Here is a 20,699-nt window from a genome sequence, read left to right as displayed (position 1 = left end):
GCCAGAAGCCAAAATGCGCTGGTTCTGCCAACACCCAGCGTTCGTTTGGAAAATTCCGGCCTGCACCACTTCGCTCGCAGGAATGCCGTTCTCGAACTGTCCTGCCGAGAACGTAGTATCGATTCCATGAGTGATGTGCTTTCCCGGTTTGGTGCGGCCACCCGCAAGTGGTTCACCGATGTCTTCTCTGCGCCCACGGTTGCGCAGAGCGGAGCTTGGGAATCCATCTCCGACGGGAAGCACACCTTGGTCATTGCTCCGACCGGCTCCGGCAAAACCCTGGCCGCATTCCTCTGGGCCCTGGACCGGCTGCATCATGCAGAACTCGATGCTCCAGCATTGCCGGGAATGGAATTCGATGCCGATCACCCGGCAGGCAATGGCACCAAAGTCCTCTATATTTCTCCGCTGAAGGCCCTCGGTGTGGACGTTGAGCGCAACCTGCGCTCCCCGTTGGCCGGTATCCGCGCCACCGCGCACGAGATGGGACTGTCCCAGCCTTCGGTTTCGGTGGGCGTGCGCTCGGGAGACACCCCGGCTAATGACCGGCGCAAGCTGCTCAAGGACCCACCTGAAATCCTGATCACCACGCCCGAGTCCCTGTACTTGATGCTCACCAGCCAGGCACGCAAAACCTTGGCCCAGGTGCATACGGTCATCATCGACGAGGTCCACGCCATCGCCAATACCAAGCGCGGCACCCATTTGGCCTTGTCCTTGGAACGCCTCGATGCGCTGCTGCCCACCCCGGCCCAGCGCATCGGGCTCTCAGCCACGGTGGAACCGCCCGCAGAGGTCGCCCGCTTCCTGGCAGGGTCTGCCCCGGTGAATATCGTGCGCCCGCCCTCCACCAAGAAGTGGGAACTAGCCGTGCGCGTCCCCGTGGAGGACATGACCGATCTGCCTTCGGCTGCCGGCGCGCACGATCTTGGACCGGGATCCTCTCCTGCCGCTTCGGCGAGCATTTGGCCCCATGTCGAAAACCAGCTGGTGGATCTGGTGCTGGAAAACCATTCCACCATCATCTTCGCCAACTCCCGCCGGCTGGCCGAGCGCCTCACCGGGCGGCTCAACGAGATCTATGCCGAGCGCGAGGGATTCAGCACCGAAGATGCTTCCACCTCGACCCCGGCGGCGATGATGGCCCAGGCCGGCTCTACCCCGGCCTCAAATCCAGAAGCACCCCTGCTGGCCCGTGCCCACCACGGCTCGGTCTCCAAGGACGCTCGCGCCCAGATCGAAGAGGATCTGAAGCTGGGCAAACTGCGCGCAGTGGTGGCCACCAGCTCGCTGGAACTGGGCATCGACATGGGCCTGGTGGATCTGGTCATCCAAGTCGAATCCCCCAATTCCGTCTCCTCCGGGCTGCAGCGTGTGGGCCGTGCCGGGCACCAGGTGGGTTCGGTCTCCCAGGGCATCTTCTTCCCCAAGCACCGCGCGGATCTGCTCTCCACCGCGCTGGTGGTCACCCGAATGCGCCAAGGATCCATCGAGAAGATGGTCATCCCGGCCAACCCGCTGGATGTGCTGGCCCAGCAGACCCTGGCCGCGGTGGCCATGGACGACCTGGAAGTCGAGAAGTGGTTCGAGACGGTACGCCGGTGCGCACCCTATCAGCAGCTTCCGCGCAGCGCCTATATGGCCACCTTGGACATGCTCTCGGGCAAATACCCCTCGGATGAATTCGCCACCCTCAAACCACGGCTGGTCTGGGATCGCGATGCCGGCACGCTCAGCGCCCGCCCCGGGGCGCAACGCCTCGCGGTCATTTCCGGCGGCACCATCCCGGACCGCGGGCTCTTCGGCGTCTTCCTCGCCGGCGCCGAAGATGACAAGGCTCCCAAGCGCGTGGGCGAGCTGGACGAGGAAATGGTCTACGAGTCGCGGGTCGGGGACGTCTTTGCCCTGGGCGCGACCAGCTGGCGCATCGAAGACATCACCCATGACCGCGTGCTGGTCACCCCGGCCTTCGGCCAACCCGGAAAGCTGCCGTTCTGGCACGGCGATGGACTGGGCCGCCCGGTGGAACTTGGCGCGGCCCTGGGCGAATTCACCACCAGCTTGCTGGCCAGCGAACGCACCGAGGCATCGGCGGTTTTGCGCACCGGCGGACTGGATGACTTCGCCGCCAATAACCTCTTGAACTATCTGGGCGAGCAGCGCCGGGCCACCGGCCAGTTGCCCAACCACCAGAACTTCGTGATCGAGCGTTTCCACGATGAGCTCGGCGATTGGCGCGTCATCCTGCATTCGCCCTTCGGCCTGGCCGTCCATGCCCCGTGGGCATTGGCCGTGGGTGCGCGGGTGCGCGAACGCTGGGGGCTGGATGCTTCGGCGATGGCCGCCGATGATGGCATTGTGCTGCGCATTCCGGCCATGGATGACCAAGCCCCGGGAGCGGACCTTTTTGCTTTTGAAGCCGATGAAATCATCGACGTGGTCACCTCGCAGGTGGCGAATTCTGCATTGTTCGCCTCCCGTTTCCGCGAGTGCGCGGCAAGAGCCTTGCTGCTGCCCCGGATCAATCCGAGCAAGCGCACCCCCTTGTGGCAGCAACGCCAGCGGGCCAGCCAGCTGCTTGATGTCGCCCGGAATTACCCGGATTTCCCGATCATCCTTGAAACCGTGCGCGAATGCCTGAACGACGTTTATGATCTGCCGGCCCTGTCTTCGATTCTGTCCAAGGTCTCGTCGCGCGCGATCCGGCTGGTGGAAGTCACCACCGAGCTGCCTTCGCCTTTCGCCCAGTCCCTGCTCTTCGGCTATGTTGCACAGTTCCTCTACGAATCCGACGCACCGCTGGCTGAGCGCCGCGCGGCAGCGCTGAGCCTGGACCCGGTACTGCTCGGTGAATTGCTGGGCCGCAATGACGTCCGTGAAATCCTGGATCCGCAGGTCATCACCGGGTTGCAGGAACAGTTGCAGTACCAGGCGGAAAACCGGCGCCTGGCCGGCATGGAAGGCGCAGCCGACCTGCTGCGCTTGTTGGGCCCGTTGACAATTGAGCAGCTGGCCACTCGGCTGCGTGATCCGAATGATGACAGCGCGCCTCTGGACCCAGCCATGGCCCGGGAACATGCCGAGGCCCTGGTTGCCACCCGGCGGGCCTTTACCCTGCGCCACGGCGGGTCCTTGGCCTACGCGGCGATCGAGGATGCCGGCAAGTTGCGTGATGCCCTGGGCACCCCGTTGCCCACAGGAATTCCGGCCGCATTCCTGGAGCCGGTGGCGGACCCCATCCAGGACCTCATCTCGCGCTTCGCCCGCACCCACGTTCCGTTTACGCTTACTGAAATTGCCGCCGAGCTTTCACTCGGCGTTGCGGTGCTGCGGCCCATACTCGACCAATTGGTGGCCGCCGGCCGGCTGTCGGTCGGCGCGTTCCGCCCGGTGGAACTTGTTCCCGAAGGCATCAGCGGTGATGAATACTGCGATGTCCAGGTGCTGCGCACCATCCGCACCAGGTCCTTGGCCGCCCTGCGCGCAGAAGTGGAGCCAGTTGACCAGAACACCTACGCGCGGTTCCTTCCTGCTTGGCAGCAGGTGGGCTCAACCCTCAGCGGCGCTGACGGCCTCTATGAAGTCGTCGCCCAGCTGGCCGGGGCCGAGGTGCCTGCCTCGGCGCTGGAATCCTTCATTCTTCCTGCCCGGCTCAAGGGGTACCAGAGCTCTTGGCTGGATGAGCTGTGCAGTGCAGGAGATGTCCTGGTGTGCGGTGCCGGTGCGGCCGGAGGCAAGGATGGCTGGTTGTCATTGCATACCGCCGAACACGCCGCGCTCTCCCTGCCAGCACCTGATTCCAGCGATTTGCAGGCACTGGATCTGCGCGTGCTCGAAGCCTTTGAATCAACCGGCGCCTACTTTGCCGAGGAGCTTGCCGCCCGGATCCACCATCCCGATAAGCCTCCGGTGAGCGCCGCCGATATTGCGGAGTCATGCTGGCGGCTTTTCTGGGCGGGTTTCATTTCTCCCGACACCCTGGCACCGATTCGCGGTTACCTGGCGGGCGGAAGCACTGCGCACAAGATTGCCAAGCCGGCGCCGCGGGCTCGGGCTGCCAGGCTCAATCGCCTCTCGGGTCTCAACCGCTTGGCCCAGGACCACGGGGGCTCCCCCATGCGTGGCCCGCGTGGTTCCGCACGTTGGTCGCTGCTCCCCCAGCCGGTGGCAGATCCAACTATTTCAGCCCATGCCACAGCCGAGATCATGCTGGAGCGCTACGGAGTGCTCACCCGCGGCTCGGTCGCGGCCGAAGCAGTGCCCGGAGGTTTCGGCCAGCTCTACCGGATCCTGTCCAAGCTGGAAGAAGCCGGTCATGCGCGGCGGGGCTATTTCGTCGAAAAACTGGGGGCCGCCCAGTTTTCCACCTCCACCACCATTGACCGTTTGCGCGCTTATCAGCTTTCCGATGACCCGCGACGGCAGCCTGTGGCCTTGGTGCTTGCGTCGACCGACCCGGCGAATCCCTACGGTGCGGCGCTGGGCTGGCCAGCCACGCAAAGCGGGCACCGCCCCGGGCGCAAGGCCGGGGCCATTGTGGGCTTGCTGGATGGCCAGCTGTGCTTTTATCTGGAGCGCGGCGGTCGCACCGTGTTGACCTTTGCCCAGTTGGCTGAAGAGCCGTGGAACATTATTGCCACGCATTTGGTGGCAGTTTTGCGCACGGCCAAGGTGGAGAAAATCGCCATCGCTACCGTGGACGGACAACCAGTCCTGGACCATCCGGTGGGAACCGCACTCTTGGCCGCAGGATTCTATTCAACGCCGCAAGGCATTCGTTTCCGGCGCTGATTGACCGGCAGAAAGAGGAGCTCTCATGCCCGAAGGGGATTCCGTCTATCGTGCCACTGCCCGGCTCCATCAGGCGCTGGCAGGGCAAACACTGTTGTCCTCGGACTTTCGAGTTCCAGCCTTGGCGACAACAGATCTCACGGATTATTCAGTGCATGAAGTAGTTCCGGCCGGCAAGCATCTGCTGATGCGATTGCGTCCCCCTGCCGCTGGGTCCTCCGGGTTCGCCGCTAAGCCGCTCACCTTGCATTCGCATTTGCTCATGGAAGGCCGTTGGGACCTGTATGCGGAAAACGAACGCTGGAAGAAACCGGCTCACACCGCGCGCGTAGTGCTTAAGACCCCTGCGGTGACGGCCGTGGGCTTCGATATTGCGCAGGTGCGTTTGGTGCCCACCGAGCAAGAAAAAGACCTCATCGGCCATTTGGGCCCTGATCTGCTGGGAGCGGATTGGGACCCGGAGCTAGCCGCAGAAAATCTGCGCCGCAATCCGCGCCAAGGCATCGGCCAAGCACTATTGGATCAACGGATCATGGCCGGCGTGGGGAATGTGTACCGTTGCGAAATCCTGTTCCTCCGCCGTTTGCATCCGCTGGTTGAAGTCGGGCAGATCGCTGATCTGCCGGCAGTGGTGAATCTGGCTCATCGGCTTCTGACAATTAATAAGGACCGGCCGCGGCGAGTCACCACCGGCCAAGAACGAACCCGGGAACCTCTGTGGGTTTATGGGCGTGCCGGAAAACCTTGCCTCCGCTGCGGCAGCCCCATCGCCATGCTCAAGATTCCTTCCACCCCAGAAGGCGCCGAGCGGGATTGCTATTGGTGCCCGCATTGCCAGCCGGCGGTCTGAAGTCCTGGCGCCGGGATGAAAGAATAGCCCTTATGGCTATGGAATCCCCGCTCCCCGTTCGCAACGGTGTTAATGCAACCCGATTGCGCCTTCCACACAATGGAGCGTGGGCCACCGTCGCCGAATATCTCCTGGAGCGCTTCGGCCATGTGGACCCCGAAGGCATCCTGCGGCGCTTCGACAACCAAGAAATTGTCGGCCTCGGAGGAGTGCCGCTAGACCGGCAGACTCCCATGGGTGAGCATGAGTTCATTTGGTACTATCGTTCGCTTCCGGTAGAAACGCCGATACCTTTTGAGGCCAAGATCCTGCATCAGGATGAGCACCTGCTGGTAGTTGATAAGCCGCATTTTTTGCCTACCACCCCCGGTGGCCGGTTCATCCAGGAATCGGCTTTGGTGCGCCTGCGCAACCAGACCGGCATCGATGATCTTGTGCCGATGCATCGGCTGGATCGGGCCACCGCTGGCGTGATTCTTTTTGCGGTCAACCCGGAAACCCGCGGCGCCTACCAAATGCTTTTTGAACGCCGTGAAATCAGCAAGCGCTACAAGGCCGTCGTTGCACTGCAGCCCGGCCCCGGGCTGGAAACTGGCCGGGTTCTCCAGCCCAACGGCGAACACTCGCTGGTCAAGGACACAACCCAATTGCATGATCTGCTTGGCCAGATGCCCCTGATTTACGAAAACCGGATGTCCAAGGTCAAAGGCCAGTTGCGATCCATCGTCGAGGACGGCGCACCGAACGCGAAGACCTTTATTGACCTTGAATCCGTGGGCTATAGCGCCGGCCACCATGCAGGTTTGGAGGTCGCGTTGATGGATCTCAAGCCGCATTCGGGCAAGACCCACCAGTTGCGCGTTCACCTCGCCTCCCTGGGCCTGGGGATTATCAATGATGCCTTTTACCCGCGCTTATGGGAATTGGCTCCGGATGATTATCAGCGCCCGCTCCAGCTGCTGGCGCACACCATTTCCTTCACCGATCCGCTGAGCGGAATTGAGCGCAGTTTCAGCTCGGCGCAGCAGCTCGCCGAAGCTCCAGCGGCCTAGCCGGGGTTTCTGTTCGCCAGCGAAGTACCCTAGGCTGTTGCTGATAACTCAGCAATCGTTAGGGACTCCAGCATCATGTCCGAGCAGCATCCGACCCCACCGCTCAATTCACTGATGGAGTCCGGCCAGCAGGCCGCGCCCGCGCACTCCGCCGAGCACGAGTCCGTGCTGCCCTACCCGGCTCCGGATCACCGCCCCAATCCCGAGGTTGAGCCATTCGACATGATTCGCGGCTGCCTATTGGCGGCGGCATCCCTGCTATTGCTCATTACTTCGCTGGTGTTTTCTTCCTCCATGAACGGGCGCGATCGCATTAGCCTGCTTGACAGCAGCGCGGTTCCGGCGGTGATCTGGCCAGTTGCGGCAGTCTTCTTGCTGGCTAGCGCCGTGTTTTCGCTCCGCAAGGATCAGCGCTCGGCCCGCCGCCAGCGAGTGGCCAGCCTTTATGCGATCAGTGCCGCTGCCTTGTGCTCCTGCGCGATCGTCCTTGCGGCTGGATTCCTTCCGGCCGCTGCGGCAATAGTCGCTACGCTCGCTTCGCTCTTGTCCCTGGTGGGGGTTCACCAGCTGAATCGGCTGACGGCACGCACCAAGGCCGAACGCTGGCTTGGTGATGCGCCCCTGAGTTTCCTTGCTGGTTTTTCCATGGCGTACACGCTGCACCTCTGGTTTGCCGTGGCAGGCTGGAACGATCTCAGCCATTCCTTGCAGGTTTCCCTGGCAACTGCTGCGGTGTCCTTGGCAGCCGCCGGATTTGCGCATACCGGGCGCGGGCGACACGCCCTGGCCAGCGGTTTTGGCATCGCCATGATTGCCGCGGCCATCAACGGGTGGCTCTCGGAGGCGACCGCATTGTGGGTGAGCGCGATCTGCATTCTGATGTCCTTGCTGGTATTCCTGATGGCCGAAAACCGCCGGTTCCGGATCAGCCACGCAGAACACCGGGCCCAGCGCGGCAAGCCCGTGGAATTCTAGGGCCTGCCGCCGCGTCGTTCCTAGCGAGGGGCCATGCGGATGGCGCCGTCCAGGCGGATGGTTTCGCCGTTGAGCATCGGGTTGGCCACGATATGCTCCACCAGGGCCGCATACTCGTCCGGGCGTCCCAGGCGCGAGGGGTGCGGCACCTGCGCCCCGAGGGAATCCTGTGCCGCCTGCGGCAGGGAATCCATCATCGGGGTGTGGAAAATGCCCGGCGCAATGGTCATGACCCTGATCTGGTGGCTGGCCAGCTCGCGAGCCAAGGGCAAGGTCATTGCTGCCACAGCGCCCTTGGAGGCGGCATAGGCAGGTTGTCCGATCTGTCCATCGAAGGCCGCCACCGAGGCAGTATTCACGATGACTCCGCGTTCGGTTGTCCCGTTGTTGTCGGTGAGCGCTTCACTGTGCACCATGGATTCGGCGGCGAGGCGAAGTACGTTGAAAGTGCCATTCACATTGATATCCAGCACCTTGGAGAAACGTTCCAGCGGCAAAACGCCGTCGCGGCCCAGCACCTTGCCCGGGGTAGCAACTCCGGCGCAATTGACGACAACGCGCAGCACGCCGAGTTCCTTGCACCGCTCGATCGCGGTGGCGACCTGCTGCGGGTCGGTGACGTCGGCCGGGGCATAGCGGACGTTTGATCCGATCTGCGCCGCGATTTCATCGCCGTCATCGCGGGGAAGATCCACCACGAGAACGTGCTTGGCCGTGGCGGCGAGTTTCTGGGCGGTGGCCCGGCCCAAGCCCGAAAGTCCGCCAGTGACCAGCGCGACCGAATCCTGCAACTGCATGCTTACCCCTTTGTAGTCAGTACACTTATCCGCCAGCCTACTGCCGTGCCAGCTGCGGCAAAAGCAGCCCAAAGGTCCAGAGACAAAAAATTGCCGGATGTTCGGGAAGAACATCCAGCAATTTTTGTGCCAAGAATCGAATTAGTGCTTTTCAGCCGCGGCGGGTTGGGCGTCGAGGCTCACCAGGTCCTTTCTGCCGCCAAGCAGGAACCCGATGATGATAATGCCGACGCTGCAGCCGGCACCGATCAAGAAGCCAGGCTGGAAGCCGTCCACTGCAGCGGTCACCTGATCGCTGCCCGAGGCCAGCCTTGAGGCGGTGGTCGATGCAACCACGCCCACGAGCAGCGCGGTACCCATGGCGCCGGCCAGCTGCTGCAGGGTGGAAAGCAGTGCCGAACCATGCGAGTGCAGGTGGTGCGGCAGCGGGTTCAGCGCGGTGGTGAACGCCGGGGTGAAGATGAACGCCAGTCCCAAGCTCATCACCAGGTGCAGCACGACCAGCAACCAGATGGGGGTGCTTTCATCCAGGATCAGCGCGTAGCCCAGCAAGGAAGCCAGCAAGATGATGGCACCCGGAACGATCAGCGGGCGAGCACCTACGCGGTCGTACAATTTGCCAACCATCGGAGCCATGATGCCCATGAGCAAACCGCCGGGAAGCATGATCAGGCCGGTGGTCAAGGTTTCGATCCCCAGCACATTGGTGAAGAACATCGGCAGCAGGATGATGACACCGAACAGGGAGATCATCGCGAACATCATCAGCAACAGCGAGAGCGTGAAGTCCTTGAAGTTCAGCGGCCGCAGATCCAGCAGGGCCTTGTCTTCCTTCTGCAACCGCAGTTGCAGGAAGACGAAGGCGGCCAGGCACAGCAGTGCAATTACCAGGATGCCAATGTTGACCGGGCTGACCCCCGCGGACAGCCGGCTCAGGCCGAAGACCAAGCCGCCGAAGGCAGGGATGGCCAGGATGACCGAAGCGGCCGACAACGGGGTGGATGCGCCGTCCACCTCGGTGGACAAGCGCGGAGTGCCGATGACCAGGGCAGCGATCGCGATCGGGATGATCACGATGAACATGAAGCGCCAGGACAGGTACTGCAGGATCAGCCCGGACAGCGTGGGGCCGATGGCCGGAGCCACCGAGATCACGATGGACACGTTGCCCATCAGCACACCACGGCGTTCGGCCGGGACAAGGTGCAAGATGGTGGTCATCAGCAACGGCATCATGATGGCGGTACCGCAGGCCTGGATCACGCGGGCGACCAGAAGGACGGTGAGCCCCGGTGCCGCAGCGGCCAGGATGGTGCCCAGGGTGAACAGGCCGATGGCCAGCACAAATACATTGCGCACGCTCAGCCGTTGCAGCAGGAATCCGGTCATCGGAATGACCACTGCCATGGTGAGCATGAAGATCGTAGACAGCCACTGGATGGCGTCCGGGGTGACGTTGAATTCGTGCATTAGAACGGGCAAGGCCACGTTCATGATGGTCTCGTTCAAGATGACCACGAAGCTGGATACGATCAGCACCGCAATCGTGGTGAAGTTCTTTTTGCTCAGTCGTTCTGGAGCGTTCGTCACGGCAGAATTCTGCTTCCACGAGTAATTGAAAAGGGGGATGTGCTTTCCGAGGCCCGCATTGAACGCACAGGCAAGGGATTGGGATAGCTCAATCAATTTTATCCGGAGAACTCCAGCGGCACTAGAGCGCGCTGGCAGCCAATTGGTGAGTTGCGCAACACAGATGCAGCTTCATGGATCAAATGGGGTTTGTGTACGAAGATAGAAGCATGAACGTGCGCACCCCAGATCCTTATCCCGGATGGCTTTCTGATGAAGATCTCTATGAGGCGCGCCAGCGCCTGCCGATGCTCTACGTTGAAGCGATTCCAGTTCGCCTCGACCCACTGGGCTACGTGAATGAAGTAGGGCTTCTGCTGACCGGCGACGACGACGGGCGCATGCTGCGAACTTTCGTTTCCGGACGCGTGATGTACCGCGAAACGATTCGCGCTGCCCTGATTCGCCACATCGAAAAGGATCTGGGCACCTTGGTGCTGCCGCAGCTTCCTGCTTCCCCGGTTCCATTCACTGTGGCGGAGTACTTCCCTGCTCCGAGCGAAACCGGCCTGACCGATGACCGCCAGCACGCTGTGTCCATGTGCTACATCGTCCCGGTGCGGGGCGAGTCCTCTCCGCGCCAAGACGCGCTTGAACTGACTTGGCTTTCGCCTGCGGAGGCGTTGAGCTCCGACATCCAGGGCGAGTTTGCCGGCGGCCGTGAAAATATTCTCCGCCAGGCATTAGCCCACGTAGGTGTGAATATCTAAGTTCAGCTTCCGCTCTTGGGAAGCAGGCCCTGCTTGCGTTTGAGGACCAGGCCGAACCAGCTTCCCAAGAGCACGCCGAGCATGCCCACGGAGCAGCCGATCAGGGTTTCGACCACACGGTCGTACATCACTGCGCCGCTGAGCCCGGTCCCGAGGGATATTCCCACCAGCGCCATCGGCGTAATGAAGATCTGTGCCAGGAAGTAATTGCGCATCACCAGCAACTCGGCCAGGAATTGGCAGACTGCGATAACGGCCAATAGGATCCAAACCTGCGGATTGAGCCAGATCAGCAGCGCCATCAAGATCATGCCCACCAAGGTGCCAAGCACACGGTGCACACCACGGCGGATTCGCAATCTGGTGGTGTGTCCAACCAGTGGCACCACCGCGGCCACCATGGCCCAGTAGTTGTGGCCAGCCGATAGCTGGGATCCCACGGTATTGGCAAGAATTCCGGCCACCCCGGCCGAAAGTATGTAAAACAGCCCTTCCCACCAGATCGCCTTGCGCACGTTGTCGGAAAGCGGCGGCAAGGGGGTCCTCTGCCAGAGATTGGCCCACTGCCCCAAGGCTCCTGCCGACCCAATGACCAAGGCCAGCAAAATGGTCAGTGCGGCAACCAGCAGGGCTTCGCCCATCGGCGCCGGATGGGGGATCGAGGCAATGGCCGCAAAAGCGAAGATGTGGAACAGGGAACCGCCGGGGCGCAATCGCATTAGGCCAACAAGCACCGAGCAGATGCCGGCGACCAGGGTGGTTGCACCGACAATCTGCCACTTCATCACCTCAGGATTTTCATGGTCAATCCACCAATATGAGGCGGACAGCGCCACTGCGATGACGACAAAGAACAAGAGCCCCGAGCGAATTTGCATCCGCAGGCGGTTCCAGTAGCCATCAACTCGGCCGTAGACACCGGTGAAGGCGCCGAAGACGGCGAAGACCACGAGGTCCAACCGGTCGATGGCAAAAAGGGTGATGAGGGGCGCAAAGATGCCGATGCCGGTGCGCAACCCAATCCAGTGGTCCTTGCGGGCCGGGCCGAGCGTGATCAGCGCTTTGGTTGATTCCTTCAGTTTCTCCAGGCCCACAGTTTCCTTCCGTCGCGTTGGACACAACGCACATCTCCCATTATTCGCTCATTGCCTTGTGAGGGGCTAGGTATGCGGGCACATTGGCACTGTCGTTTTCCTCACCGACGCGTTAATACGGCACACTTGGTACGTGCCCGAAAAGAACTTTGACCCCAGCGCCCCACATGCCCGCCAGGAAGAATTCGGATTTGAGGTCGGAACCCGGCTCACCGCACCCGACGGCTCCCCCATGCTGGGCCGCACCGGTGTAATCCGCACGCCGCACGGCGAGATCAAAACACCTGCGTTCATCGCGGTGGGCACCAAGGCTACCGTCAAGGCAGTGACCCCGGCCCAGGTTGAAGAGCTCGGAGCCCAGGCGGTCTTGTCCAACGCCTACCACCTGTACCTGCAGCCGGGTGCGGATATCCTCGATGAGGCCGGCGGGCTGGGCAAGTTCATGGGCTGGCATGGTCCTACCTTCACCGACTCCGGAGGATTCCAGGTGATGTCCTTGGGCTCCGGTTTCAAGAAGGTCATCGATATGAAGTCCGTTGACCAGTCAGGCCCGGACGACGCGGTAGCACCGGGCAAGGAACGCCTGGCCAATGTAGACGAGGACGGCGTCTGGTTTAAATCCCACCTTGATGGCGCTAAGCATCGTTTCTCGCCAGAAATATCCATGGGAGTCCAGCACCAGATCGGCGCGGACATCATGTTCGCCTTTGACGAGCTGACCACCTTGCAGAATTCGCGTGGCTACCAGGTTGAGTCCTTGGAGCGCACCCGCCGTTGGGCTGAGCGTTGCATCGCCGAGCACTTCGCGCTGACCGATTCCCGCGAAGGCAAGGAATACCAAGCCCTGTTCGGCGTGATCCAGGGTGCCCAGTACGAGGATCTCCGCCGCAAGGCCTGCCAGGATCTTGGGGCCATGGCCTTCGATGGTTTTGGCATCGGCGGCGCCTTGGAGAAGGAAAATCTTGGAACCATCGTTGGCTGGTGCGCCGAGGAGCTTCCGGAGAACAAGCCCCGACACCTGCTGGGCATTTCCGAGCCTGATGACATCTTTACGGCCATTGAAAACGGTGCAGACACTTTTGACTGCGTCTCCCCGACTCGCGTGGCCCGCAACTCCGCTTTCTACACCCCGTGGGGCCGCTTCAACCTTTCAGGCGCCCGCTACAAGCGCGATTTCACCCCTCTGGTGGAAGGCTGCGATTGCTATACCTGCCAGAACTTCACCCGCGCGTACATTCACCACCTGTACAAGGGCAAGGAACTGCTCAGCCACACCCTGATTTCCATCCACAACGAGCAATTCACTGTCGGCTTGGTTGAATCTGCCCGCCAGGCGCTGGAGGATGGCACCTTCTTCGAGCTCAAGGATCAGGTCTTGGCAAGCTACTACGCTGGCAAGCCGGATCCCCAGGGCCAGCCGGCCGCCAAGTAGCCAGAAGCATAAGGAAGTGGGCATCGTTGTCCCGCCGTGCGGCGGGACAACGATGCCCACTCTTCGTATTTAGGCCGAAGCTGGCACTGCTTTTCTGATCATTGGCAGATGCATGATTCCGTCGTCATCAAAGTCTTCGCCGCAGCGTTCAAAACCGAACTTTCCGTACCAGCCTTCCAGCTGGGTTTGCGCGCCAAGGTGAACCCGGGCGTCGGTTCGGCACATGTCCACCGCTCGTTCCATCAGCATTCCAGCTACCCCGCGGCCGCGGGCTTCAAGCCTTGTGGCAACCCGTCCAATATGCGGGTCCTCCCCGTGAACATCAAGGATGCGCACGGTGCACAACAATTCCCCGTCTTCCCATGCGCTCAAATGCACCGTACCCTCGGCAAGGTCCAAGCCATCCAAATCCGGGTAGGACGAACGCTGCTCGACAATAAAAACGTGGGTACGCAATTTGAGCAACGCGTACAGCCTCTGAGTGTCGAGATCTTCAGGGTTTTGAATTGCTATTTCTACGCTCATCGTCTCATCCTATCCACCCGATCTCCTCGAAAACCCTCCGACTAGTGATCGTAAAGCAGGGAAGGTGAATAGCAAGGAAATCACCCATAGCGGCCAGGCAATTTCAGTGCTCGGGCTAAGCGCCAACGAAAACAAGGGAGCAAAAGTCGCCATAGCGCGAACCAGCGTGGAGAGTTCGCTGAACAGGACGAATCCAATCGTCGTATCGCTGGTGGCACCGCCCAGCAGGCTCCCCCAATCGCGTTCCTTGCGTTGTGCATGCCCGAGACTGGCCGATGCGCTGCCCAGGGCCCCGATGACCAGCGCAGCGCACCACAACCAGAATCGGCTCAGGTCCACAATGCCCAGCAGTCCTAGTCCCCCGGTCAATGCGCTCAGCGCTACGGCGCTGTAGAACACGGCAAATAGGGCCGCTGTTTGGCTCAATTTGGCAGCTGATTGCCCCAGATGATGTGTCAGTTGAGGCTGCGTGAGCAACGGGGCCATGACTCCCGAGAGGTTCAGGGCCAACAGCACGCCGAGCGCCATATAAAATACCACGGCGCTCAAGGGGTTCGCGACCTGGTCAACGGCCACCGCCAAGGCCATCACGAGCAGCAGATAGCCACCGGTGGTGCGCCAATAGCCGGCTCGCATCAGGCGCAACGCCAGGATCCTCCAAATTACCGGAAGTCTCGCGGCGATGAGCCTTCCGTGTCGCCGTCTGCGGCCGATGGCAACCGCTGAAGGACCGGTGGAGGCCCGGCCATCGAGCTGCATTAGAGAACCGAGCGCCAGCTGTTGCTTCTCACCTGATGAGCGAAGGGAACGCGAGCCAATGTGCCGGTTGCGCTGCATCGCCCACCAGATGCCAATTATGCCCAGGGCCAGCAAGATGGCGGAGGCATAAGTCCATGTGCGTAATTGGAGAATTGAGGCAGCAACCCCTTGCACTGCGCTCATGGCCCATTGGTTCTCCGCTGCCAGCAAGCCCCAGAAGATCGCAAGCACAGCAATGATTGCCATGCCTGATCTTCCGAGCCAGCGTTGTGCCTGGCTTTGCAGCCCGAAGCTTTGCACCACGACTCCCGCATTGGCTAACAGGAGGCCGGCCAGGACAAAGCAAGCCAACGCGAATCCAGCCAGCAGCGGGTCGAAGGCACCGGATAGGCCGTAGAGGACGATCAGCCACAACAACCCGGCAAAGGCACTTGCGAGCATCCCGAACAACTGCGCCTTGCGCAGGGCCCGGGCCCGAAGGGAGGCGGAACTAAGCGGCAAGGGCAACCACCAGTCGGCCGTGGCCGCATTCACGGCCACCGGGCCTAGGTGCAATAGCAATCGCAGCAGGCAGATGGCCGCAAGCGCCAGCAAGATTGGAGACAGATCTTGGAGGCTCCATACTGCAGTCGGTATTTTTGCGTGCGCCACGCCTTGCCCAAGCAGGGCGAAGATGAGACCGAAGATCGCGCTGAACAAATATGCCAGGGCCACAAGAGCGGCCAGCACCCATATGTAGGCGTCCGAAAAACTATCAAAGCGTTCTGAAAAGTTCCGCCGGCGCTTGGCTCGGAGGATAAGCTGCTGCGGATCGAATCCGGATGCTTCGGCTGACCCTTCGCTATCGTTCAAGCCACTGCGCTCCAGCCTCTGCGCTGAGGATTTTACCTTGATCCTCATCCAGGAGCAGGGCATGATCCAGGCTCTGGCGAAGCAGCTGCGGGTCGTGGGTAACGACGAGCAAGGTCGTTGCGGACTGCCGCAACGCAGCTAGCCGTGCATAGAGCTTCTGCCTGATCCGCAGATCCAACCGCTGTTCTGGTTCGTCGAGAAGCACTAGCCGGGCCGGCCGAATCAAGGTTGCGGCCAATAGCGCTTTGCGCCTTTGGCCGGAGGACAGCTCACCGGGAAGCAGTCCGGCGGCTGCCTGCAGGCCGAAAAACTCGAGCTCTTCTTCAACTTTCTGCTGCCACGAATGCAATCCGTGGCCACGGGCCACCAATTCGAGGTGCTCGGCGACGCTGAGTTCCTCGAAGAATGTTCCGTCGGCGATTTGGACTGCTACCTCTCGGCGGAAGGACCTTGAATCCTCATCCACGGGCAGGCCCAGGAATTGAACCTCGCCGTGCACCGGTGGCAGATGTCCGAGGATGGTGCGAATCAACGTGGATTTTCCGCTGCCGTTGGCCCCGATAATTCCCACCCCCTGTCCTGCGGACAGTTGCAGGTTCAGTGGTCCGCAGATGATTCGTTGAGGATATCCGATGGTCAGCTCTTTTGTTTCCAACTGGTATTCAGCACTCTGAGCCGTCTGCATGGTGACAACGTTAGCCTCCGGATACAGCTGTGGGCATCGTCCTAGCGGATGATGCCCACGGGTTGCCTAGCTTGCGTTGGCGGCTTGGATATAGCCTGGCTCGCGTTTCTTGAACCACCGGATGACCAATGAGGTCACTGGCACCAGAATGATTTCAACAGCTGTTTTGTAAACGAATCCAACGACTACGTAGTTGATGAAGTTCGGAGCGTCGCTAATACCGATGACCGGGGCAGCAATGGCGCAGAAGATCAGCGTATCCAAGAACTCGCCGACACCGCTGGAGCCGATCAGGCGTCCAATCAGACCCCGTTCACCAGTGCGTTCCTTGAGCTTGACCAGCACCCACGAATTGGCGAACTGGCCGACGAAGAATCCACAGGCCGAAGCGAGGACAATCTGCCAGATTGGCCCCAAAGTCCGTTCCAAGGCTTCTTGCCCATCGTAGAATTCCGCGGAAGGCAGCTGGATCATGATCCAGAACGAGATCACCGCGAAGATGGCCAGCGCAAAGGTGAGAATGATCGATCGGCGAGCTGCTTTCAACCCGTACACTTCCGAAATGACGTCGCCGAGGATGTAGGCCATTGGAAACAGGAAGAAGCCGCCGTCGGTAATGATAGGTCCGAAGCTCACGCCTTTGGAGGCGCCGATGTTCGAGAGGATCACGATCGCGCCCATCAAGGTGAGTACCGTGGAGAAGTAGGGGGAACCGGCCGAAGCGAAGACCGCTTTTTTGGTTTTGGTCAGATTATTTGCGGCGTTGATTTCGCCCATGCTCGTTGTCCTTGTCAAAGTGGTTCGCCAGAATTTTGCGACGAAGGCATGCCCCTGCCCTGGAAAAGGTGGAGTTTCAGCCTGCGTGCAGTTCCGCTGTATTAGCACTTACCTAGCAAGTATCCCATGTCGGTCTCTGGTGGTTGCTGATTGCTTTAGCGCACAACCAAGTTCTAGAAATAAAAAATATGTGAATTCAGCATCTCACTACCATTTCTTCGAAATATGAAATCGAGGAATCTAATACCTTAGTGATCACTCTCCCGTGCATCGGCATGAATTTTTTCATTTTTTGAACGCGTTCAAAAAATGCTAGACTGAACTTCACCACATTGCTTTTGAAGGGCCGATGAGTATCCAACCACGCACCGAAAAAGGTCGTCAGACGCAGGCCAAGCTCCTGTCGACCGCTTTGGACTGCTTTGCCGAAGATGGCTACCGGGCGTCGAGCATGCGGGTTATTGCGGCCAACGCCGGGGTGTCCCTTTCACACGCCTACTACTACTTCCAATCCAAGGAAGATATCGTCGCCCAACTACTGCTGAACTTGCGCAACGAGCAGCACGGCCTCTGCCAAGGACGCTTGGATGAGGGCAATACCTTGGAATCCAATATCCGCGCGGTGCTGGATGCCGGGGTCCTTGCGTTGGCGCCCTACCACGAGTTCGGTCCGGTCTTCTTGAAGGTTTTGCTATCCGACGAGTACGCCAGTGAACAGGTGTCGAAAATTGAGCTCTCGCTGTGGGAACAAGCCGTTGCTGGCTCCCGCCCGTTGCCGCCGCTGGGAATCCGCCGTGATCTGCCGAAGTTCCTTCTTCTCGTGTCCCGCCATGTCTTTTCCGCGTGGGCCTATGACCAGTCGGCGCAGCAGCGCCGTTCCCGTGCGCTGATGAAAAATATGGCACCGGTGGTCGCCAAGTTCGCGGTGCTTTGCCGCCTGCCAGTGGTCCGCTCCCTCTTTGAAGACATCTTGGCCCTGATGGATCCAAAAGCCATCGGCAAAACCGGGGTGGACCTACCGGATCGCTCGACTTTGCGGCGCCCCAAGGCCTCCTAGTTCCAGCGCCAACCGGCGGGGACATTGCAACGGGGCAACCCAGTTGAGTATTGCCCAGTTTTTAGGCGTAAAGTCTGTGTTGCCGATAGGTGATCCCTAGCGAACCAAAAAGGAGAACGCAACACCATGAGCTCAACTGCGCGAACATTGCCAAGTTGGACCAGCGACTACGCATTACTTCGCGACCGCATTGCATCCTTCCCCAACCAGCAGGAAATTCGTTCGGTGAACCAGGACGGCGATGACGTAGAAATCTTGCGTTATTGGCCAGAGGATCCATGGACCGCGCCAACAGATGTGCAGCGATTGATCTTTTTGGGTCCCGCCGACAACGGCACCCGAGCCAAGCTGCAGCGCGAGGGGTGGCAGCACAGCGCGACGATGCACCTGCTGGCAGGTAAGCCCGAAGACGTTGAGCAGGTCGTCAAGCTTTCCGACACTTCTGGGCTTTTCGAGGCTCCCATGGAAAACTACGATGTCGTCGAGGTAACGGACTTCGACCGTCCAGTAGCCCGTGGCCGGATGCATTTTGGCCCAACCTACGGCTTGCTCAACGATCCCGATCTGTTCTCCCCCGATGATCCGGACACGGTTCGTCGCGCAGTGCTGGCCAACTTCGCCGGCTCAGCTTTCAGCCACGGCCTGCCCTGGCTGCTCTTGGTAGCCACAGAAGAACATGCCGCGCAGCTGCCGGCCGGATGGTCCAAGGCGACCGAACTGGCCTTCTGGCAGCATAATTAATTCGATTCCAATCCGCACTACTCCTAATTGAGACTATGACTAATACAAACGCTGTTGACCCAGCCATCACCTTGACCATCGCCGGCTCCGAAGCCACCGGTGGCGCTGGCGCCCAGGCCGATCTGAAGACTTTCCAGGAACTGGGAACCTACGGCATCGTGGCATTGACCTGCATTGTCTCTTTTGATCCCAAGGATTCTTGGAACCACCGCTTTGTCCCAGTGGACCAGCAGGTCATTGAAGATCAACTCGAAGCGATCCAGACCTGCTACGAAGACAAGCTGGGCACCGTCAAGCTGGGCATGATGGGATCGCCTGCAACGATCAATACCGTCGCTACCGCCTTGAAGTCCCAGAAATGGGACAACGTGCTGCTGGATCCAGTACTGATCTGCAAGGGCCAGGAGCCTGGCCACGCACTGGATACCGACGAAGCGCTGAAGTCGGAATTGCTTCCACTGGCGACCTTCGTGACCCCAAACCACTTCGAAGCTGAGCAGCTCTCGGGCCTGAAGATCAGCACCGAAGAAGACCTGATCGCAGCAGCCAAGAAGATTCACGAAATCTCCGGTGCGGCGGTTCTGGCCAAGGGCGGCGTGCGCATCTCCGGCGAAGACGCCGTCGACGTCTTCTACGACGGCACGACCCTGGAAGTACTGCGCGAGAAGAAGATCGGCGAAGTCGCTGTTTCCGGTGCAGGTTGCTCGCTGGCCGCTGCCGTCACCGCGGAACTGGCCAAGGGAGCGACCGCCTTGGACGCAGCGCGTACCGCCAAGGCTTTCGTGACCGAAGGCATTCGCAACCGCGTCTCGGGCAACACCCCATTTGATGCCCTCTGGCAGGGCGGACGCCGCTAGATCGGCTTCCCTTCCCTGCAAGAACCATGGTGCCGGCCGTGTCCCTGATGGATGCGGCCGGCACCAGGTTTAAGCGTGATCATGCTCATTGGCATCATCTAGCGACTCTTGCTACGGTAGCTGTAGAACATCAATCATCGACGCGTGAATAAGCCACGGGAAAGGGCGGTCGGCTATGCAAGCCACTTTGACGCTCTACCCGTTCGTCTGCGCGTCGAACGGGGCTGGCAAGTAAATACCGCCCAGGGCCTTGGCCTTTGGGTTTTCCTTAGCTGCCCATTCTTCCGTTTCATTGCAGACCTCAACGTCCCTTTTTTGACTAATACATTCGCGCGCCCTTTTTCTGCGCGCGGACTTATTGAGGATTATCATGCAACCCTTAACCGAAAAAACCATTCGTTCTTCCTTCATTAACGCCAGCCGTCAGGAAGCCAAAAAACTGACGCTCCCCGAAGACTTCAACTCCCTCGACTGGGATTCCATCGATTACCTCGGTTGGCGGGATCCCAAGATGCAGCAGCGCGGCTACCTGTTCCACGCCGATGAAACGGGCCGGACCCGGGGCATCTTGCTGCGTCCCACCGAAAGTGGACGCAAAACGAGTAACGCCGCCATGTGCGAGATGTGCCGGGACGTCAACATCCCTGCCGCCGTGGGCATGTGGACCACTCGCCGAGCAGGACAGGCAGGTCGCGACGGGGACACCCTGGGAACGCTGATTTGCCTGAACTTCGAGTGCTCGCGCAACGTGCGCATCCCGCCTCCGAAGAATCCGATCTACCCGGATCCGATGGTAGTTGTCGCCGAGCGCATCCAGCTGCTCGACGAACGCGTGCACAGCTTCTTGAACCGCCTCTAGGAGCACCGCGGACCGAACCCATCTCCCGATCGCCAAACCCGTTCGGCGCTAGCCAACTGATGAGTAACAAAGCGACGAATTTTTCTAAAAAATCCTCGTGCTCAACGGCTAGCGCCGGGCGGGTTTGTCGCAGTGCTTCGCGGTTTTTATTGTGAAATGGCCAAACTGGCCCGAGTGCCGTTTACAGAATATTATTCAACAACCCCTTGATATATGCCGTGCGTCACCTAGGATTCCTAGCTATAGGACGACGTACC

The 20,699-nt window shown here is 60.4% G+C and carries 17 protein-coding genes; 10 read left to right on the top strand and 7 right to left on the bottom strand.

The window, feature by feature from the left end; translation table 11 throughout:
• The first annotated feature begins 126 nt into the window (after window positions 1-126).
• The 4 genes from AC6CHO_RS08755 to AC6CHO_RS08740 all read left to right on the top strand — a co-directional run bounded on the left by AC6CHO_RS08755 (window position 127) and on the right by AC6CHO_RS08740 (window position 7,668).
• Complete coding sequence (locus tag AC6CHO_RS08755; protein ID WP_498214663.1) at window positions 127-4,791, top strand: ATP-dependent helicase; 4,665 nt, start codon at window positions 127-129, stop codon at window positions 4,789-4,791.
• A gap of 25 nt (window positions 4,792-4,816) precedes the next feature.
• On the top strand, window positions 4,817-5,641 hold the full coding sequence (locus tag AC6CHO_RS08750) for a DNA-formamidopyrimidine glycosylase family protein (RefSeq protein ID WP_498214662.1): 825 nt from the start codon (window positions 4,817-4,819) through the stop codon (window positions 5,639-5,641).
• A gap of 38 nt (window positions 5,642-5,679) precedes the next feature.
• Window positions 5,680-6,693 carry a pseudouridine synthase gene (locus AC6CHO_RS08745; RefSeq protein WP_498214750.1) on the top strand — a complete coding sequence of 338 codons (1,014 nt, stop codon included), beginning with the start codon at window positions 5,680-5,682 and terminating at the stop codon, window positions 6,691-6,693.
• 75 nt (window positions 6,694-6,768) lie between these two features.
• Window positions 6,769-7,668, top strand: coding sequence for a hypothetical protein (locus AC6CHO_RS08740; protein ID WP_498214661.1), 900 nt, complete (start codon window positions 6,769-6,771; stop codon window positions 7,666-7,668).
• A gap of 20 nt (window positions 7,669-7,688) precedes the next feature.
• Here AC6CHO_RS08740 and AC6CHO_RS08735 read toward each other — a convergent pair whose 3' ends face one another.
• A complete protein-coding gene (locus tag AC6CHO_RS08735; RefSeq protein WP_171918653.1) occupies window positions 7,689-8,465 on the bottom strand; it encodes an SDR family NAD(P)-dependent oxidoreductase in 777 nt (258 codons plus the stop codon).
• 141 nt (window positions 8,466-8,606) lie between these two features.
• Entirely contained in the window at window positions 8,607-10,055 is a 1,449-nt protein-coding gene (locus AC6CHO_RS08730) for an MDR family MFS transporter (protein WP_498214660.1), read from the bottom strand.
• Between the two features lie 209 nt (window positions 10,056-10,264).
• Here AC6CHO_RS08730 and AC6CHO_RS08725 point away from each other — a divergent pair, with 209 nt between their 5' ends.
• Entirely contained in the window at window positions 10,265-10,804 is a 540-nt protein-coding gene (locus AC6CHO_RS08725) for an NUDIX hydrolase family protein (protein ID WP_060700512.1), read from the top strand.
• A 2-nt stretch (window positions 10,805-10,806) separates the two neighbouring features.
• Here AC6CHO_RS08725 and AC6CHO_RS08720 read toward each other — a convergent pair whose 3' ends face one another.
• Window positions 10,807-11,898 (bottom strand): FUSC family protein, encoded by a 1,092-nt coding sequence (locus tag AC6CHO_RS08720; protein ID WP_498214659.1) that lies wholly within the window; start codon window positions 11,896-11,898, stop codon window positions 10,807-10,809.
• Between the two features lie 133 nt (window positions 11,899-12,031).
• Between AC6CHO_RS08720 and tgt the strand changes: the two genes are divergently transcribed.
• Entirely contained in the window at window positions 12,032-13,330 is a 1,299-nt protein-coding gene (gene tgt, locus AC6CHO_RS08715) for a tRNA guanosine(34) transglycosylase Tgt (protein WP_498214658.1), read from the top strand.
• Window positions 13,331-13,399: 69 nt separating this feature from the next.
• Here the strand turns inward: tgt and AC6CHO_RS08710 are convergent, their stop codons facing one another.
• The 4 genes from AC6CHO_RS08710 to AC6CHO_RS08695 all read right to left on the bottom strand — a co-directional run bounded on the left by AC6CHO_RS08710 (window position 13,400) and on the right by AC6CHO_RS08695 (window position 16,928).
• Window positions 13,400-13,855 (bottom strand): GNAT family N-acetyltransferase, encoded by a 456-nt coding sequence (locus AC6CHO_RS08710; RefSeq protein WP_498214657.1) that lies wholly within the window; start codon window positions 13,853-13,855, stop codon window positions 13,400-13,402.
• Between the two features lie 9 nt (window positions 13,856-13,864).
• Window positions 13,865-15,466, bottom strand: coding sequence for a hypothetical protein (locus tag AC6CHO_RS08705; protein WP_498214656.1), 1,602 nt, complete (start codon window positions 15,464-15,466; stop codon window positions 13,865-13,867).
• Complete coding sequence (locus AC6CHO_RS08700; RefSeq protein WP_498214655.1) at window positions 15,456-16,151, bottom strand: ABC transporter ATP-binding protein; 696 nt, start codon at window positions 16,149-16,151, stop codon at window positions 15,456-15,458. Before AC6CHO_RS08700 ends, AC6CHO_RS08705 begins: the two co-directional genes overlap by 11 nt.
• A gap of 66 nt (window positions 16,152-16,217) precedes the next feature.
• Window positions 16,218-16,928, bottom strand: a complete 711-nt coding sequence (locus AC6CHO_RS08695; protein WP_498214654.1) for a queuosine precursor transporter — start codon at window positions 16,926-16,928, stop codon at window positions 16,218-16,220.
• Window positions 16,929-17,277: 349 nt separating this feature from the next.
• Between AC6CHO_RS08695 and AC6CHO_RS08690 the strand changes: the two genes are divergently transcribed.
• From AC6CHO_RS08690 to AC6CHO_RS08675, 4 genes are all read left to right on the top strand, one after another.
• A complete protein-coding gene (locus AC6CHO_RS08690) occupies window positions 17,278-17,985 on the top strand; it encodes a TetR/AcrR family transcriptional regulator (protein ID WP_498214653.1) in 708 nt (235 codons plus the stop codon).
• Between the two features lie 126 nt (window positions 17,986-18,111).
• Window positions 18,112-18,726 (top strand): hypothetical protein, encoded by a 615-nt coding sequence (locus AC6CHO_RS08685; protein ID WP_498214652.1) that lies wholly within the window; start codon window positions 18,112-18,114, stop codon window positions 18,724-18,726.
• A gap of 35 nt (window positions 18,727-18,761) precedes the next feature.
• Window positions 18,762-19,583, top strand: a complete 822-nt coding sequence (gene thiD / locus AC6CHO_RS08680) for a bifunctional hydroxymethylpyrimidine kinase/phosphomethylpyrimidine kinase (protein WP_498214651.1) — start codon at window positions 18,762-18,764, stop codon at window positions 19,581-19,583.
• A 370-nt stretch (window positions 19,584-19,953) separates the two neighbouring features.
• The gene (locus AC6CHO_RS08675; RefSeq protein ID WP_498214650.1) at window positions 19,954-20,442 is read left to right on the top strand and encodes an FBP domain-containing protein; all 489 of its coding nucleotides are present in this window, start codon (window positions 19,954-19,956) and stop codon (window positions 20,440-20,442) included.
• The last annotated feature ends 257 nt before the right edge of the window (window positions 20,443-20,699 follow it).

Source organism: Glutamicibacter sp. GQ173 (genome assembly GCF_059759215.1).
Note: the sequence above shows the minus strand (reverse complement) of the source record. Positions and strands in the feature narration are given on the sequence as shown.